Source organism: Pseudomonas sp. A214, assembly GCF_900156295.1.
Classification (GTDB): domain Bacteria; phylum Pseudomonadota; class Gammaproteobacteria; order Pseudomonadales; family Pseudomonadaceae; genus Aquipseudomonas; species Aquipseudomonas rhizophila.
The window spans coordinates 276,113-291,944 of record NZ_LT707062.1 but is presented as its reverse complement, the minus strand read 5'-3'; the positions used below and the strand labels follow the sequence as shown (position 1 = coordinate 291,944).

11 protein-coding genes are annotated in these 15,832 nt (G+C 61.5%); all 11 read left to right on the top strand.

Annotation, left to right across the window (positions count from 1 at the left end):
• Positions 1 to 16 precede the first annotated feature (16 nt).
• The 11 genes from BW979_RS01230 to hemE all read left to right on the top strand — a co-directional run bounded on the left by BW979_RS01230 (position 17) and on the right by hemE (position 15,780).
• Positions 17 to 1,081 carry a pilus assembly protein PilM gene (locus tag BW979_RS01230; protein WP_047225968.1) on the top strand — a complete coding sequence of 355 codons (1,065 nt, stop codon included), beginning with the start codon at positions 17 to 19 and terminating at the stop codon, positions 1,079 to 1,081.
• Positions 1,081 to 1,647: a PilN domain-containing protein gene (locus BW979_RS01225; RefSeq protein WP_047225967.1), complete on the top strand. Its 567-nt coding sequence runs from the start codon at positions 1,081 to 1,083 to the stop codon at positions 1,645 to 1,647. Before BW979_RS01230 ends, BW979_RS01225 begins: the two co-directional genes overlap by 1 nt.
• Positions 1,644 to 2,267, top strand: coding sequence for a type 4a pilus biogenesis protein PilO (gene pilO / locus BW979_RS01220; RefSeq protein WP_047225966.1), 624 nt, complete (start codon positions 1,644 to 1,646; stop codon positions 2,265 to 2,267). Before BW979_RS01225 ends, pilO begins: the two co-directional genes overlap by 4 nt.
• The gene (locus BW979_RS01215) at positions 2,264 to 2,809 is read left to right on the top strand and encodes a pilus assembly protein PilP (protein WP_076382994.1); all 546 of its coding nucleotides are present in this window, start codon (positions 2,264 to 2,266) and stop codon (positions 2,807 to 2,809) included. Before pilO ends, BW979_RS01215 begins: the two co-directional genes overlap by 4 nt.
• Positions 2,806 to 4,878: a type IV pilus secretin PilQ gene (gene pilQ, locus BW979_RS01210; protein ID WP_076382992.1), complete on the top strand. Its 2,073-nt coding sequence runs from the start codon at positions 2,806 to 2,808 to the stop codon at positions 4,876 to 4,878. Before BW979_RS01215 ends, pilQ begins: the two co-directional genes overlap by 4 nt.
• Positions 4,879 to 4,882: 4 nt before the next feature.
• Positions 4,883 to 5,401, top strand: a complete 519-nt coding sequence (aroK, locus tag BW979_RS01205) for a shikimate kinase AroK (protein ID WP_003196983.1) — start codon at positions 4,883 to 4,885, stop codon at positions 5,399 to 5,401.
• 147 nt (positions 5,402 to 5,548) lie between these two features.
• Positions 5,549 to 6,649, top strand: coding sequence for a 3-dehydroquinate synthase (gene aroB / locus BW979_RS01200; protein ID WP_047225963.1), 1,101 nt, complete (start codon positions 5,549 to 5,551; stop codon positions 6,647 to 6,649).
• A 10-nt stretch (positions 6,650 to 6,659) separates the two neighbouring features.
• Positions 6,660 to 8,222, top strand: a complete 1,563-nt coding sequence (locus tag BW979_RS01195) for an AAA family ATPase (protein ID WP_076382990.1) — start codon at positions 6,660 to 6,662, stop codon at positions 8,220 to 8,222.
• A gap of 349 nt (positions 8,223 to 8,571) precedes the next feature.
• Positions 8,572 to 13,020 carry a glutamate synthase large subunit gene (gltB, locus tag BW979_RS01185; protein ID WP_047225961.1) on the top strand — a complete coding sequence of 1,483 codons (4,449 nt, stop codon included), beginning with the start codon at positions 8,572 to 8,574 and terminating at the stop codon, positions 13,018 to 13,020.
• Positions 13,021 to 13,053: 33 nt separating this feature from the next.
• Positions 13,054 to 14,472, top strand: coding sequence for an FAD-dependent oxidoreductase (locus tag BW979_RS01180; protein ID WP_047225960.1), 1,419 nt, complete (start codon positions 13,054 to 13,056; stop codon positions 14,470 to 14,472).
• 240 nt (positions 14,473 to 14,712) lie between these two features.
• Positions 14,713 to 15,780 (top strand): uroporphyrinogen decarboxylase, encoded by a 1,068-nt coding sequence (gene hemE, locus BW979_RS01175; protein WP_076382989.1) that lies wholly within the window; start codon positions 14,713 to 14,715, stop codon positions 15,778 to 15,780.
• Positions 15,781 to 15,832: the final 52 nt, after the last annotated feature.

The window sequence follows — 15,832 nt, the reverse complement described above, 5'->3', positions numbered from 1 at the left end:
TCATAGGGAATTGGTAGTGCTACGACTCTTCAATAAAAAAGCCCATACGCTTTTGGGGATAGACATCAGTTCCACGTCGGTGAAGCTGCTCGAGTTGAGCCGCCAGGGTGACCGCTACCGTGTCGAGTCTTACGCGGTCGAGCCGTTGCCGGCCAACGCCGTGGTCGAAAAGAACATCGCCGAGCTCGAGGGCGTGGGCCAGGCATTGTCACGGGTGCTCGCCAAGGCCAGAACACCCTTGCGCAACGTGGCGGTGGCTGTAGCGGGGTCGGCGGTGATCACCAAGACCATCGAGATGGACGCCGGACTTTCCGACGACGACATGGAAAACCAGCTCAAGATCGAAGCCGATCAATACATTCCTTATCCGCTGGACGAGGTGGCCATCGACTTCGAAGTCCTGGGCGTTTCACCGCGCAGCGCCGAGCGGGTCGAGGTGCTGTTGGCCGCCTGTCGCAAGGAAAACGTCGAAGTTCGCGAGGCTGCGCTGGCGCTCGCCGGGCTCACGGCCAAGGTGGTCGATGTGGAGGCCTACGCGCTGGAGCGCGCCTTCGGGCTGCTTGCCACGCAACTGGCCGCGTCCCAGGAGCGGCTGACGGTGGCGGTGATCGACATAGGCGCCACCATGACCACCCTGAGCGTGCTGCATAACGGGCGCATCATCTATACCCGCGAACAATTGTTCGGCGGTCGCCAGCTCACCGAAGAAATCCAGCGCCGCTACGGCCTGTCACCCGAGCAGGCCGGGCAGGCAAAGAAGCAGGGTGGCCTGCCGGACGATTACCTCGGTGAGGTCCTGCAACCTTTTCGCGAGGCCCTGGTGCAACAGGTATCGAGGTCCTTGCAGTTTTTCTTCGCCTCGGGCCAGTACAGTGCGGTGGACCACATCCTCTTGGCTGGAGGCACCGCCTCGGTCGCAGGCCTGGACCGGCTGATCGAACAGCGCCTGGGCACGCCGACCCAGGTGGCCAACCCGTTTTCCAACATGGCCCTGGGCAGCAAGGTCAACGCCGGTGCCCTGGCCAGTGACGCACCGGCCTTGATGATTGCCTGCGGGCTGGCCCTCAGGAGCTTCGACTGATGGCGCGGATCAACCTTCTTCCCTGGCGAGAGGAGCTGCGTGAGGAGCGTCGCAAACGCTTTTTGCTGGCATTGGTGGGCGCATTGGTCGGTGCGGTGGGCCTGACGCTGATTGCGGTCCGCTACCTGGACAGTGCCATTGACCACCAGATGGCTCGCAACAGTCATATCAGCGAGCAGATAGCCGTGCTGGACGAGCGCATCAAGCAGATCAGCGAACTCAAGGCCCGCCGCCAGCAACTGCTGGAGCGCATGCGCATCATCCAGGACTTGCAGGGTAACCGGCCGGTGAGCGGGCGCATCTTCGATCAACTGGCGCGCACCCTGCCTGACGGGGTGTATTTCACCGAAGTGAAGATGGAAGACAAGACCCTCTCCATCAAGGGCGCGGCGGAATCGAACAACCGGGTCTCGGACCTGATGCGTAACCTGGACTCATCGGACCTGTTCGATGCGCCCAGCCTGACGGAAGTCAAGGCCACCACGGCCGGTCAGCTCGATCAGGCCAACGTCTTCCAGCTGACGGTTCGCCAGACCCGTCCGGCCATTGTCGAGGACGCCCAATGAAGCCGGGAGAGTGGTTCGAAGCGCTGCGCAAGATCGACATCAGTGAGCTGGATACCAACAACATTGGCTCCTGGCCGATGCCGGTCAAATGGTTGAGCGGCATCCTGCTGGTCATCCTGGTGCTGGGGTTGGGCTACAACTTTGCCTTGAGTGACCTGGAGAACCAACTGCAGCAAGTGCGCGGAGAAGAAAACACCCTCAAGGCACAGTTTGCGGGCAAAGCTCACATGGCCGCGAACCTGGAGCGCTACACCGAACAGATGAAGCAGATGGAAGCCTCCTTCGGCGTGCTGTTGCGGCAATTGCCCAGTGACACCGAAGTGCCAGGCCTGCTGGAGGACATCACCCGTACCGGTCTGGGCAGTGGTCTGGAGTTCGAGGAGATCAAGCTGTTACCGGAGGTCACCCAGCCGTTTTACATCGAACTGCCGATCCAGATTACTGTGACCGGCGACTATCATGACCTGGCAACCTTCGTCAGCGGCGTTGCCGGACTGCCACGGATCGTCACGCTGCACGATTTCGACATCGCCCCGATGGAGCCCGACGCAGGAGCGAAACTGCGCATGAGCATCCAGGCCAAGACCTACCGGTACAACGAGCAGGAGGTGCAGCCATGAAGCCGGCTTGGCGCATTATCCTGCTGGCGGGGCTGGTCGTGCTGGCGGGCTGCAACAACGATAACGGCTTCAGCGACCTGGACGCCTACATGAACGAAGTGCGGCTGCGCCCGCCCGGCAAGATCGAGCCAACGCCGACGTTCAGGCCTTACGAAACCTTCACTTACAGCGCCGCCGACCTGCGCAGCCCGTTTTCACGGCAGGTCAGGGTGGATCAGGCCGGCCGCCAGAAGGGGGCACGCAACGTCCGGCCCGACCCGACTCGGGTCAAGCAATACCTGGAAGGCTTCAACATCGAGCAGTTTGAAATGGTCGGGACGATTTCCAACGTCAGCGGCTCCTTCGCGCTCCTGCGCGGCGCGGGCGGGGTGCACCGGCTCAAGGTCGGTGACTATCTGGGACGCAACGACGGGCGGATCGTCGGCATTAGCGCCACCCAGGTCGAGGTGGTCGAAATCGTTCCTGATGGCGAGGGCGCCTGGCTGGAACGGCCACGGACCATTCCTCTGAAAGAGCACTCAATAGTGGAACTCGAACAATGAACAGGTTTTTTCCAGCCCTCGGTATTTCGCTATGGATAGCGCTGTTGTCGCCGATGGTTCATGCGGTCAATCTGAAAACGCTGGATGTCGCGGCGCTGCCGGGGGACCGCATCGAGTTGAAACTCACCTTCGACGGGCCGCCCCCTGCGCCTCGGGGCTACACGACCGAGCAGCCGGCCCGGATCGCTCTGGATCTGCCGGGGGTGACCAGCCAGTTGGCCCACAAGAGACATGATCTTGGTGCTGGCAATGCGCGAAGCGCCACGGTGGTCGAGGCGGCTGATCGTACCCGTCTGATCATTGGCCTTACCCAGCTTGCGCCCTATACCGCGCGGGTGGAGGGCAACAGCCTGCTCGTGGTGGTCGGCAAGGGAGCGGTTGCCAGCGCTACTGCCCAGGCGCCACGCCCGGCGGCTCCCAGCGCTGTGCCCACCAGAGCCAGTGCGCCGGTGGGCAAGGCGATCCGAGGGGTAGATTTCCAGCGCGGCACCCAGGGCGAAGGCAACGTGGTGATCGATCTGTCGGACCCCTCGATCGCCCCGGACATCCAGGAGCGTGAAGGCAAGATCATCCTCAACTTCGCCAAGACCCGGTTACCCGAACCGCTGCGCGTGCGCCTGGACGTCAAGGACTTCGCCACCCCGGTGCAGTTCGTCAATGCCAGTGCCGGCGCCGACCGGGCCACCATCAGCATCGAACCCAGCGGTACTTTCGATTACTCCACCTACCAGACGGACAACAAATTGACCGTCAGTGTCCGACCCATGACTGTCGAGGATCTGCAAAAACGCGATGCTAGTCGCGAGGCCTACAGCGGTGAAAAGCTGTCCCTCAACTTTCAGGACATCGAGGTGCGCTCGGTCCTGCAACTGATTGCCGATTTCACCAACCTCAACCTGGTGGCCAGTGACACGGTGCAGGGCGGCATTACCCTGCGCCTGCAAAATGTGCCTTGGGACCAGGCGCTGGACCTGGTGCTCAAGACCAAAGGGCTGGACAAGCGCAAGGTCGGCAATGTGCTGCTGGTCGCCCCCGCCGACGAAATCGCGGCCCGTGAGCGCCAGGAACTCGAATCCCAGAAGCAGATTGCCGACCTGGCGCCGCTACGGCGTGAGCTGTTGCAGGTCAACTATGCGAAGGCTGCGGACATCGCCAAGCTGTTCCAGTCGGTGACCAGCGCCGAAGCCAAGGCCGATGAGCGCGGTACGATCACGGTCGATGAGCGAACCAACAACATCATTGCCTACCAGACCCAGGACCGGCTCGACGAACTGCGCCGGATCGTGGCGCAGCTAGATATCCCGGTGCGCCAGGTGATGATCGAGGCGCGGATTGTCGAGGCCAACGTTGACTACGACAAGAGCCTGGGCGTGCGCTGGGGTGGATCGATCCAGAACAAAGGCAACTGGAACACTTCAGGGGTCACCACCGGCGACTCCACCACCATCGGCACGCCGGGCAGCACCAGCACCAACCAGCCGTTTGTCGATCTGGGCGCGTCGGGCAATACCTCCGGCATCGGCATCGCCTTCATCACCGACAATGTACTGCTGGACCTGGAATTGACGGCCATGGAGAAAACCGGCAACGGGGAAATCGTCTCTCAGCCCAAGGTGGTGACGTCCGACAAAGAGACGGCAAAAATCCTCAAGGGCACGGAGATTCCCTATCAGGAAGCCAGTTCCAGTGGTGCCACCTCGGTGTCGTTCAAGGAGGCCTCGCTGTCTCTGGAGGTGACCCCGCAGATCACCCCGGACAACCGCATCATCATGGAGGTCAAGGTCACCAAGGATGAGCCGGATTACCTGAACAAGGTGAATGATGTGCCGCCAATCAAGAAAAACGAAGTCAACGCCAAGGTGCTGGTCAATGACGGCGAGACCATTGTGATTGGCGGGGTTTTCTCAAATACTCAGAGCAAGGTCGTAGATAAGGTGCCATTTCTTGGCGATGTGCCGTATCTTGGCCGCCTTTTCCGGCGTGATGTGGTTTCGGAGCAAAAATCCGAGCTGCTGGTGTTCCTCACTCCGCGTATCATGAATAACCAGGCGATTGCTGTGAGTCGTTGATTCTGTGCGAAATTTGATTCTTGTTGGGCCGATGGGCGCTGGAAAAAGCACCATCGGCCGTTTGCTGGCCAAAGAGCTGCGCCTGCCATTCAAAGATTCCGACAAGGAAATTGAATTGCGCACGGGTGCCAATATCCCATGGATCTTCGATAAGGAAGGCGAGCCCGGCTTTCGTGACCGTGAGCAGGCGATGATCGCCGAACTGTGCGCGTTCGACGGCGTGGTACTGGCCACCGGTGGCGGCGCGGTGATGCGCGAGGCCAATCGTCGGGCATTGCATGCCGGCGGACGAGTGGTCTATCTGCACGCCTCCGTCGAGCAGCAGGTGGGTCGCACCGCTCGGGATCGTAACCGTCCGCTGTTGCGCACCGCCGACCCGGCCAAGACCTTGCGCGACCTGCTGGAGCTGCGTGATCCGCTGTACCGGGAGATTGCTGATCTGGTGGTGGAAACCGACGAGCGGCCGCCGCGGATGGTGGTGCTGGACATTCTTGATCGCCTGCAGCAACTGCCACCCCGTTAATGCGTCGCGGGAAATGCGCTATCCTCGGCGTCCCGTCATGGCCCGCCGGGACGTGGCCGATGGCCATCGATTGACATCACAACAGGCACCGTGGACTTTCGTTAATTGCAGGCAGGACGCCTGATTCCATCTTCACTGTGGGGACACATGCAGACACTTAAGGTCGACCTGGGCGAGCGCAGCTACCCGATTCACATTGGCGAAGGTTTGCTGGACCGGCCCGACTTGCTGGCGCCGCATATCGCCGGACGGCAAGTGGCGATTATCTCCAACGAAACCGTCGCACCTTTGTATCTGGAGCGTCTGACCCGCAGCCTGTCGGCTTTCTCGGTCATTTCCGTGGTGCTGCCTGACGGCGAAGCCTTCAAGAATTGGGAAACCCTGCAGCTTATTTTCGATGGCCTGCTGACCGCGCGGCATGACCGCCGCACCACGGTGGTGGCCTTGGGCGGCGGCGTGATCGGCGACATGGCCGGTTTCGCCGCCGCTTGCTATCAGCGCGGTGTTGATTTCATCCAGATCCCCACGACCCTGTTGTCCCAGGTGGACTCGTCGGTGGGCGGCAAGACCGGGATCAACCATCCGCTGGGCAAAAACATGGTGGGTGCTTTCTACCAGCCCAACGTGGTGCTGATCGACACCGCGACCCTCAATACATTGCCCGCCCGCGAGCTGTCTGCGGGGCTGGCTGAAGTCATCAAGTACGGGCTGATCTGCGACGAACCGTTCCTGGGCTGGCTGGAAGAAAACGTCGACCGCCTGCGTGCGCTGGATCAGGCTGCGCTGACCTACGCTATCGAACGTTCCTGTGCGGCCAAGGCTGCGGTGGTCGGTGCCGATGAGCGCGAGTCGGGCGTGCGCGCCACGCTCAACCTGGGGCATACCTTTGGCCACGCCATCGAAACCCACATGGGCTATGGTGTCTGGCTCCATGGCGAAGCGGTTGCGGCCGGTACGGTCATGGCCCTGGAGATGTCCGCGCGTTTGGGCTGGATCAGTGAACAGGAGCGCGATCGCGGTATTGCTCTGTTCCAGCGCGCCGGGTTGCCGGTGATCCCGCCCGAAGAAATGACCGAAGCCGATTTTCTCGAACACATGGCAATCGACAAAAAAGTGATCGACGGTCGCCTGCGTCTGGTGCTGCTGCGCCACATGGGCGAAGCTGTGGTGACCGACGATTATCCGAAAGAGGTTCTACAGGCCACGCTGGGAGCGGATTATCGCGCCCTGGCTCAGCTTAAAGGTTAATAAGATTCCGATGACTAGTTTGCATGCCGACGAGGCTTTCCTCGGCCATTTCCAGTTGAGTCATGACCCTTTCGCGCCACGGGTTCCAGGCTTCAAGTTTTTCCCCGCCCAACGCAAACCGGTTCTGGGCCAGTTGCATCACCTGGCGCGTTACAGCCAGCTGTTGCTGGTGGTCACCGGCCCTCAAGGCAGCGGCAAGACCTTGCTGCGCCAGGCCCTGGTGGCCAGCACCAACAAACAGTCGGTGCAAAGCGTGGTGGTGTCGGCTCGTGGCGCCGGTGATGCAGCCGGTGTATTGCGTCAGGTGGCCCAGGCGCTGAATGTCGCCCAGGCTGAAGTCGGTGCGATTCTGGATCAGATCGTGCAACTGGCGCTGACCGGGCAGGAAGTCTATCTGCTGGTGGACGACGCCGAGCAACTCGACGAGTCGGCCCTGGAAGCCTTGCTGGCTCTGGCTGCCGGTGCGCCGGAAGGCCGTCCCCACGTCTTCCTGTTTGGTGAGTCGTCGCTGATCGCCGATCTGGAGCAGCTGAATCTTGAGCAAGAGCGCTTCCACGTCATTGAGCTGGCGCCCTACACCGAAGAAGAAACCCGTGAATACCTGGCCCAACGCCTTGAAGGCGCCGGTCGGGGCATCGAACTTTTCACCGCGGATCAGATCTCTGAGATTCACGAAAGCTCCGATGGCTGGCCTGGAAATATTAATCAGGTGGCCCGCGATGCTCTCATCGAAGTCATGATTGCCAGCCGCTCAGCGGTAAAGCGTCCAAGTATGGGGTTCAACATGCCGAAGAAACACGTATTGGCGATTTCCGCCGTCGTCGTGGTCGCGATCGCCGCCGCCTGGCTGATGCCGGGTCGCAGCAAGGCGCCGACCACCGGCGCACCCGCCAACGAGCAGGCACAACTGCCTCTGGGCCAGGACGCAGCGCAGCCCAATGGCGGTGCTCCGGAGGTGGAGTTCGCCGGTAACACTCAGCCGATGCCGCTGCCGCTGGTCGGCCAGTCGCAACCGGTCATGCGCAGTCCCTTGGCTGAGGCCGCTGGCGGTATCACCGAGGGTGACGACGGCGCGCCACCACCGATCGATGACACCAGCGATACGCCGCCAACCGTGACGACCAGCGCCCCACCGGCGGGTGTGCCAGCTGGCCCGGCACCAGCGCCAACTCCAGCCCCAGCCCCGGCGCCCGCTCCGGCCGCCAAACCAGCGCCGGCTCCCGCCCAGGTGGCCACCGCCAAACCTGCTCCAGCTCCGGCCGCCAAGCCGGCCACTCAGACCGCTGGCGGTAACTGGTACGCCGGTCAGGCTCCAGGCAGCTACGTGGTACAGATCCTCGGCACCAGCTCCGAAGCGTCTGCGCAAAAATTCGTCAAGGAGCAGGGCGGCGAGTACCGTTATTTCAAGAAAATGCTCAACGGCAAACCGCTTTATGTCATCACCTACGGCAATTTCGCCAACCGTGATGCAGCCGTTTCCGCCATCAAGGCCTTGCCAGCGAAGGTTCAGGCTGGTAAACCTTGGCCTCGCACTGTCGCCAGCGTCCAACAGGAACTGGCAGCAACTCGCTGAAGATTCGGCGGCCTTACCCAGGCCGCCTCTCCCGGCACCTCAAAATTTCCGCAAGGGCGAGCGACCTTTCAGGCCGCGCGCCTTGTGGTGTCTGCGTCACAGTAGCGTTTGAGTCGCAGCGGTCGAACCCAAAAAAGTTTTGACTAGCACAGCGTATAGCTTTAAACCTTTCACAAATGCGACATGGATTTGCGACGTTTCGTCGTCAAATTTGTGAGCCCTTGTGTCGGTGTGTACAATGACCTCCCTTTTGCCTCCGCAAAGCTGGCGTACGTTCGGCGCGGCACGCAACTGGCTGAATTGAAAAGAAATTTGCCTCGATAAGAGGCAGCCTGGTGAGAAAGTGTCTATGAAAGCAGGTCTGTACCAACCAGATGAATTCAAGGATAACTGCGGTTTCGGCCTGATTGCTCATATGCAGGGCGAACCCAGCCATACCCTTTTACAAACGGCCATTGAGGCCCTGACCTGCATGACCCACCGTGGTGGGATCAACGCCGACGGCAAGACCGGTGACGGTTGTGGCTTGCTGATTCAAAAGCCTGACGAGTTCCTGCGTGCCATTGCCCAGGAAACGTTTGGCGTGACCCTGCCCAAGCAGTACGCGGTGGGCATGGTGTTCTTCAATCAGGACCCGGTGAAGGCCCAAGCGGCTCGCGAAAACATGAATCGCGAGATCCTGGCCGCCGGCCTGCAATTGGTGGGCTGGCGCAAGGTGCCGATCGACACCAGCGTCCTCGGCCGCCTGGCCCTTGAGCGTCTGCCGCAGATCGAACAAGTGTTCATCGCGGGCGAAGGTCTGAGCGACCAGGACATGTCGATCAAGCTGTTCAGCTCCCGTCGTCGTTCGTCCGTGGCCAACGCCGCCGACACCGATCACTACATCTGCAGCTTTTCCCACAAGACCATCATCTATAAAGGCCTGATGATGCCGGCGGACCTGACCGCCTTCTATCCGGACCTGAGCGACGAGCGCCTGAAAACCGCGATCTGCGTGTTCCACCAGCGCTTTTCCACCAACACCCTGCCGAAATGGCCGCTGGCCCAGCCATTCCGCTTCCTCGCCCACAACGGCGAGATCAACACCATCACCGGCAACCGCAACTGGGCGCTGGCCCGTCGCACCAAGTTCGCCAACGATCTGATGCCGGATCTGGAAGAGCTCGGCCCGCTGGTCAACCGTGTGGGCTCGGACTCCTCGAGCATGGACAACATGCTGGAACTGATGGTCACCGGCGGCATCGACCTGTTCCGTGGCGTGCGCATGCTGGTGCCGCCGGCCTGGCAGAACGTCGAGACCATGGACCCGGACCTGCGTGCGTTCTACGAATACAACTCCATGCACATGGAACCGTGGGACGGCCCGGCCGGTATCGTCATGACCGACGGCCGCTACGCCGTGTGCCTGCTCGACCGTAACGGTCTGCGTCCGGCGCGCTGGGTAACCACCACCAACGGGTTCATCACCCTGGCTTCGGAAATCGGTGTCTGGAACTACCAGCCCGAAGACGTCATCGCCAAGGGCCGTGTGGGCCCGGGCCAGATTTTCGCCGTGGACACCGAAACCGGCCAGATCCTCGACACCGACGCCATCGACAACCGTCTCAAGTCCCGTCATCCGTACAAGCAATGGCTGCGCAAGAACGCCCTGCGCATTCAGGCGACCATGGAGGACAACGATCACGGTTCGGCTTTTTACGACGTCGATCAGCTCAAGCAGTACATGAAGATGTACCAGGTGACGTTCGAAGAGCGTGACCAGGTGCTGCGTCCGTTGGGTGAGCAGGGCTACGAAGCGGTCGGTTCCATGGGCGACGACACGCCGATGGCCGTGCTGTCCCAGCGCGTGCGTACGCCGTACGACTATTTCCGCCAGCAGTTCGCTCAGGTGACCAACCCACCGATCGACCCGCTGCGCGAAGCGATCGTGATGTCCCTGGAAATCTGCCTCGGTGCCGAGCGCAACATCTTCCAGGAGTCGCCGGAACACGCCTCGCGTGTCATCCTCAGTTCGCCGGTCATTTCCCCGGCCAAATGGCGCTCGCTGACCAACCTCGACCGCCCGGGTTTCCAGCGTCAGGTCATCGACCTGAACTACGACGAAAGCGTCGGCCTTGAAGCGGCGATCCGCAACGTTGCCGACCAGGCTGAAGAAGCCGCGCGCGCCGGTCGCACCCAAATCGTGCTGACCGACCGTCACATCGCCCCGGGCAAGTTGCCGATCCACGCGTCGTTGGCCACCGGTGCGGTGCACCATCGCCTGACCGAAAAAGGCCTGCGTTGCGATTCCAACATCCTGGTGGAAACCGCCACCGCTCGCGATCCGCATCACTTTGCGGTGCTGATCGGTTTCGGTGCCTCGGCGGTGTATCCGTTCCTGGCCTATGAAGTGCTGGGTGACCTGATCCGTACCGGTGAAGTGCTGGGCGACCTCTATGAGGTGTTCAAGAACTACCGCAAAGGCATCACCAAGGGCCTGCTCAAGATCCTCTCGAAGATGGGGATCTCGACCATCGCTTCGTACCGCGGTGCGCAACTGTTCGAGGCCATCGGCCTGTCCGAAGAAGTCTGCGAGCTGAGCTTCCGTGGCGTGCCGAGCCGCATCAAGGGTGCGCGTTTCGTCGACATCGAAGCCGAACAGAAAGCCCTGGCGGCCGAAGCCTGGAGCCCGCGCAAGCCGATCCAGCAAGGCGGCCTGCTGAAGTTCGTCCACGGTGGCGAATACCACGCCTATAACCCGGACGTGGTCAACACCTTGCAAGCCGCCGTGCAGCAGGGCGACTACGGCAAGTTCAAGGAATACACCTCGCTGGTGGACAACCGTCCGGTGTCGATGATTCGCGACCTGCTAAAGGTCAAGACCCTGGACACGCCGCTGGACATCAGCGAAATCGAGCCGCTGGAATCGGTGCTCAAGCGCTTCGATTCCGCCGGTATCTCCTTGGGTGCCTTGTCTCCGGAAGCTCATGAAGCCCTGGCTGAAGCCATGAACCGCCTCGGCGCGCGTTCCAACTCCGGCGAAGGCGGTGAAGACCCGGCGCGCTACGGCACTATCAAGAGTTCGAAAATCAAGCAGGTGGCCACCGGCCGCTTCGGTGTGACACCGGAGTACCTGGTCAACGCTGAAGTGCTGCAGATCAAGGTTGCCCAGGGCGCCAAGCCCGGCGAAGGCGGCCAACTGCCCGGCGGCAAGGTCAACGGCCTGATCGCCAAGCTGCGTTACGCAGTACCCGGCGTGACCCTGATCTCACCGCCGCCGCATCACGACATCTATTCGATCGAAGACTTGTCGCAACTGATCTTCGACCTCAAGCAGGTGAACCCGAAGGCGCTGGTCTCGGTGAAGCTGGTGGCAGAAGCCGGCGTTGGCACCATCGCCGCCGGTGTGGCCAAGGCCTACGCCGACCTGATCACCATCTCCGGCTATGACGGCGGCACCGGCGCATCGCCGCTGACCTCGATCAAATATGCCGGCGCGCCGTGGGAACTGGGCCTGGCCGAGACCCACCAGACCCTGCGCGGCAACGACCTGCGCGGCAAGGTCCGGGTGCAGACCGATGGCGGCCTGAAAACCGGCCTGGACGTGATCAAGGCGGCCATCCTCGGCGCCGAGAGCTTCGGCTTCGGCACCGCGCCGATGATCGCCCTGGGTTGCAAATACCTGCGTATCTGCCATCTGAACAACTGCGCTACTGGTGTGGCGACCCAGAACGAAAAGCTGCGCAAGGACCACTACATCGGCACCGTCGACATGGTGGTGAACTTCTTCACCTACGTCGCCGAGGAAACCCGCGAGTGGCTGGCGAAGCTGGGCGTGCGCTCGCTCGAAGAGCTGATCGGCCGTACCGACCTGCTGGAAGTGCTCGAGGGCCAGACCGCCAAGCAGCATCACCTGGACCTGACGCCGTTGCTGGGCAGCGATCTCATCCCGGCGGACAAGCCACAGTTCTGCCAGGTTGATCGCAACCCGCCGTTCGACAAGGGTGAGTTGGCCGAGAAGATGGTCGACATGGCCGCTTCGGCGATCAACGACCTCAGTGGTGCCGAGTTCGACCTGGATATCTGCAACTGCGACCGTTCCATCGGCGCGCGGATCTCCGGCGAAATCGCGCGCAAGCACGGCAACCAGGGCATGGCCAAGGCGCCGATCACCTTCCGCTTCAAGGGCACTGCAGGCCAGAGCTTCGGCGTCTGGAACGCCGGTGGCCTGAATATGTACTTGGAAGGCGATGCCAACGATTACGTGGGCAAGGGCATGACCGGCGGCAAACTGGTCATCGTTCCGCCCAAGGCCAGCGTCTACAAGACTCAGGACAGTGCCATCATCGGCAACACCTGCCTGTACGGCGCTACCGGCGGCAAGCTGTTCGCCGCCGGCACCGCGGGCGAGCGTTTCGCCGTGCGTAACTCCGGGGCCCACACTGTGGTGGAAGGCACCGGTGATCATTGCTGCGAGTACATGACCGGTGGTTTCGTCTGTGTCCTGGGCAAGACCGGTTACAACTTCGGCTCTGGCATGACCGGCGGTTTCGCCTACGTGCTCGACCAGGACAACACCTTCGTTGACCGGGTCAATCACGAACTGGTGGAAATCCAGCGGATCAGCGGCGAGGCGATGGAAGCCTACCGCAGCCACTTGCAGCGCGTGCTGGACGAATACGTCGAGGAAACCGACAGTGAGTGGGGTCGTGAACTTGCCGAAAACCTCGATGACTATCTGCGTCGTTTCTGGCTGGTCAAGCCCAAGGCTGCCAACCTGAAATCGTTGCTTTCCAGCACCCGTGCCAACCCGCAGTGATATGCGCCTGAAGAGTTTGATGAGGTTTTAACAATGGCTGAACGTCTGAGTAATGACTTCCAGTTCATCGATGTCGGGCGCAAGGATCCGAAGAAGAAACTGTTGCGTCAACGCAAGAAAGAGTTCGTGGAAATCTACGAGCCTTTCAAACCCCAGCAGTCGGCCGACCAGGCCCACCGCTGCCTGGGCTGCGGTAACCCGTACTGCGAATGGAAGTGCCCGGTGCACAACTTCATTCCCAACTGGCTGAAGCTGGTGGCCGAGGGCAACATCCTCCAGGCCGCCGAGTTGTCCCACCAGACCAACACCCTGCCGGAAGTCTGCGGCCGGGTGTGCCCGCAGGACCGCCTGTGTGAAGGTGCATGCACCCTCAACGACGGTTTTGGCGCGGTGACCATCGGTTCGGTGGAGAAGTACATCACCGACACCGCGTTCGCCATGGGCTGGCGCCCGGACATGTCCAAGGTCAAGCCGACCGGCAAGCGCGTGGCGATCATCGGCGCGGGCCCGGCGGGCCTGGGTTGCGCCGATGTGCTGGTGCGCGGTGGCGTGACCCCGGTGGTGTTCGACAAGAACCCGGAAATCGGCGGCCTGCTGACCTTCGGCATCCCCGAGTTCAAGCTGGAAAAGACCGTGCTGAGCAATCGTCGCGAAGTCTTCACCGGCATGGGCATCGAGTTTCGCCTGAACACCGAAGTAGGCAAGGACGTGACCATGGAGCAACTGCTCGAAGAGTACGATGCCGTATTCATGGGCATGGGCACCTACACCTACATGAAGGGCGGCTTTGCCGGCGAGGACCTGCCGGGCGTCTACGACGCGCTGGACTTCCTGATCGCCAACGTCAACCGCAACCTGGGCTTTGAAAAGTCGCCGGAAGATTTCGTCGACATGAAAGGCAAGAAGGTCGTGGTGCTCGGCGGCGGTGACACGGCGATGGACTGCAACCGCACTTCGATTCGCCAGGGCGCCAAGTCGGTGACCTGCGCCTATCGTCGTGACGAAGCGAACATGCCCGGCTCGCGCAAAGAAGTGAAGAACGCCAAGGAAGAGGGCGTGAAGTTCCTCTACAACCGCCAGCCGATCGCCATTGTCGGTGAAGACAAGGTCGAGGGCGTGAAGGTGGTCGAGACCCGTCTCGGCGAACCGGACGCCCGCGGTCGTCGCAGCCCCGAGCCGATCCCCGGTTCCGAAGAGATCATCCCGGCCGATGCCGTGGTCATCGCCTTCGGCTTCCGCCCAAGCCCGGCGCCGTGGTTTGAGCAGTTCAGCATCCAGACCGACAGCCAGGGCCGCGTCGTGGCCCCGGAACAGGGCCAGTACAAGCACCAGACCAGCAACCCGAAGATCTTCGCCGGCGGCGACATGGTTCGGGGTTCCGATCTGGTGGTGACGGCGATCTTCGAAGGCCGCAATGCGGCGGAAGGAATTCTGGATTACTTGGGGGTCTGATCATTTCCTGAATGGGAATGCAATCAAATGTGGGAGCGAGCTTGCTCGCGATAGCGGCGAATCAGTCGACGAAAATGTTGAATGTGATGCCCTCATCGCGAGCAAGCTTGCTCCCACAGTGGTTTTAGGTGTTGCCTGATACCGCGACAAATTGCCCCGATAGATAAAAGGCACGGCTCTTGCCGTGCCTTTTGCGTCGCGCTCTGAGAAAATGCCCGCACTTTTTTTCCGGATGCCGACATGACTGCCCTGAAGAACGACCGTTTCCTCCGTGCTTTGCTCAAGCAACCCGTAGACGTCACCCCCGTGTGGATGATGCGTCAGGCCGGTCGCTACTTGCCGGAATACCGCGCCAGTCGGGCCAAGGCCGGCGACTTCATGAGCCTGTGCATGAATCCCCAGTTCGCCTGCGAAGTCACGATGCAGCCGCTGGATCGTTACCCGCAGCTGGACGCGGCGATTCTGTTTTCCGACATTCTCACCATTCCCGACGCCATGGGCCTGGGTCTGTACTTCGAGACCGGCGAAGGCCCGCGCTTCAAGAAAGTCGTCAGCACTCTGGCCGACATCGAAGCCCTGCCGATCCCCGATCCGCAGAAGGACCTGGGTTATGTCATGGACGCGGTCAGCACCATCCGTCGAGAACTCAACGGTCGCGTGCCGCTGATCGGCTTCTCCGGCAGCCCCTGGACCCTGGCCACCTACATGGTCGAAGGCGGCTCGTCGAAAGACTTCCGCAAGACCAAGGCGATGCTCTACGACAACCCGCAAGCCATGCACCTGCTGCTGGACAAGCTGGCCCAGTCGGTGACGTCCTATCTCAACGGGCAGATCCTGGCCGGTGCGCAAGCGGTGCAGATCTTCGACACCTGGGGCGGCAATCTCTCGGCGGCGGCGTACCAGGAGTTTTCCCTGGCCTACATGCGCAAGATCGTCAGCGGCCTGATCCGCGAACATGAAGGTCGTAAAGTACCGGTGATCCTGTTCACCAAGAACGGCGGCCTGTGGCTGGAAAGCATCGCCGATGCCGGTGCCGACGCTCTGGGCCTGGATTGGACCTGCGACATTGGCAACGCCCGCGAGCGTGTCGGCAGCAAAGTCGCTCTGCAAGGCAACATGGATCCGACTGTGCTTTACGCCAAACCGCAAGCCATCCGCACCGAAGTCGGGCGCATCCTCGCCAGCTATGGCAAGGGCAGCGGTCATGTGTTCAACCTTGGCCATGGCATTACGCCGGAAGTCGATCCGGAACACGCCGGTGCTTTCCTGCGCGCGGTGCATGAGTTGTCGGCGCAATACCACGACTGATCGTAGCTCGCTCATCCAGCCTGTCGGGATTCGTTCCAGGCAGGCTTTTTTT

Bases quoted from the DNA above. Each gene is read 5' to 3' on its own strand.
- BW979_RS01225 (WP_047225967.1), top strand. From the start codon at position 1,081: ATGGCGCGGATCAACCTTCTTCCCTGGCGAGAGGAGCTGCGTGAGGAG.
- pilO (WP_047225966.1), top strand. From the start codon at position 1,644: ATGAAGCCGGGAGAGTGGTTCGAAGCGCTGCGCAAGATCGACATCAGT.
- BW979_RS01215 (WP_076382994.1), top strand. From the start codon at position 2,264: ATGAAGCCGGCTTGGCGCATTATCCTGCTGGCGGGGCTGGTCGTGCTG.
- pilQ (WP_076382992.1), top strand. From the start codon at position 2,806: ATGAACAGGTTTTTTCCAGCCCTCGGTATTTCGCTATGGATAGCGCTG.
- aroB (WP_047225963.1), top strand. From the start codon at position 5,549: ATGCAGACACTTAAGGTCGACCTGGGCGAGCGCAGCTACCCGATTCAC.
- BW979_RS01195 (WP_076382990.1), top strand. From the start codon at position 6,660: ATGACTAGTTTGCATGCCGACGAGGCTTTCCTCGGCCATTTCCAGTTG.
- gltB (WP_047225961.1), top strand. From the start codon at position 8,572: ATGAAAGCAGGTCTGTACCAACCAGATGAATTCAAGGATAACTGCGGT.
- BW979_RS01180 (WP_047225960.1), top strand. From the start codon at position 13,054: ATGGCTGAACGTCTGAGTAATGACTTCCAGTTCATCGATGTCGGGCGC.
- hemE (WP_076382989.1), top strand. From the start codon at position 14,713: ATGACTGCCCTGAAGAACGACCGTTTCCTCCGTGCTTTGCTCAAGCAA.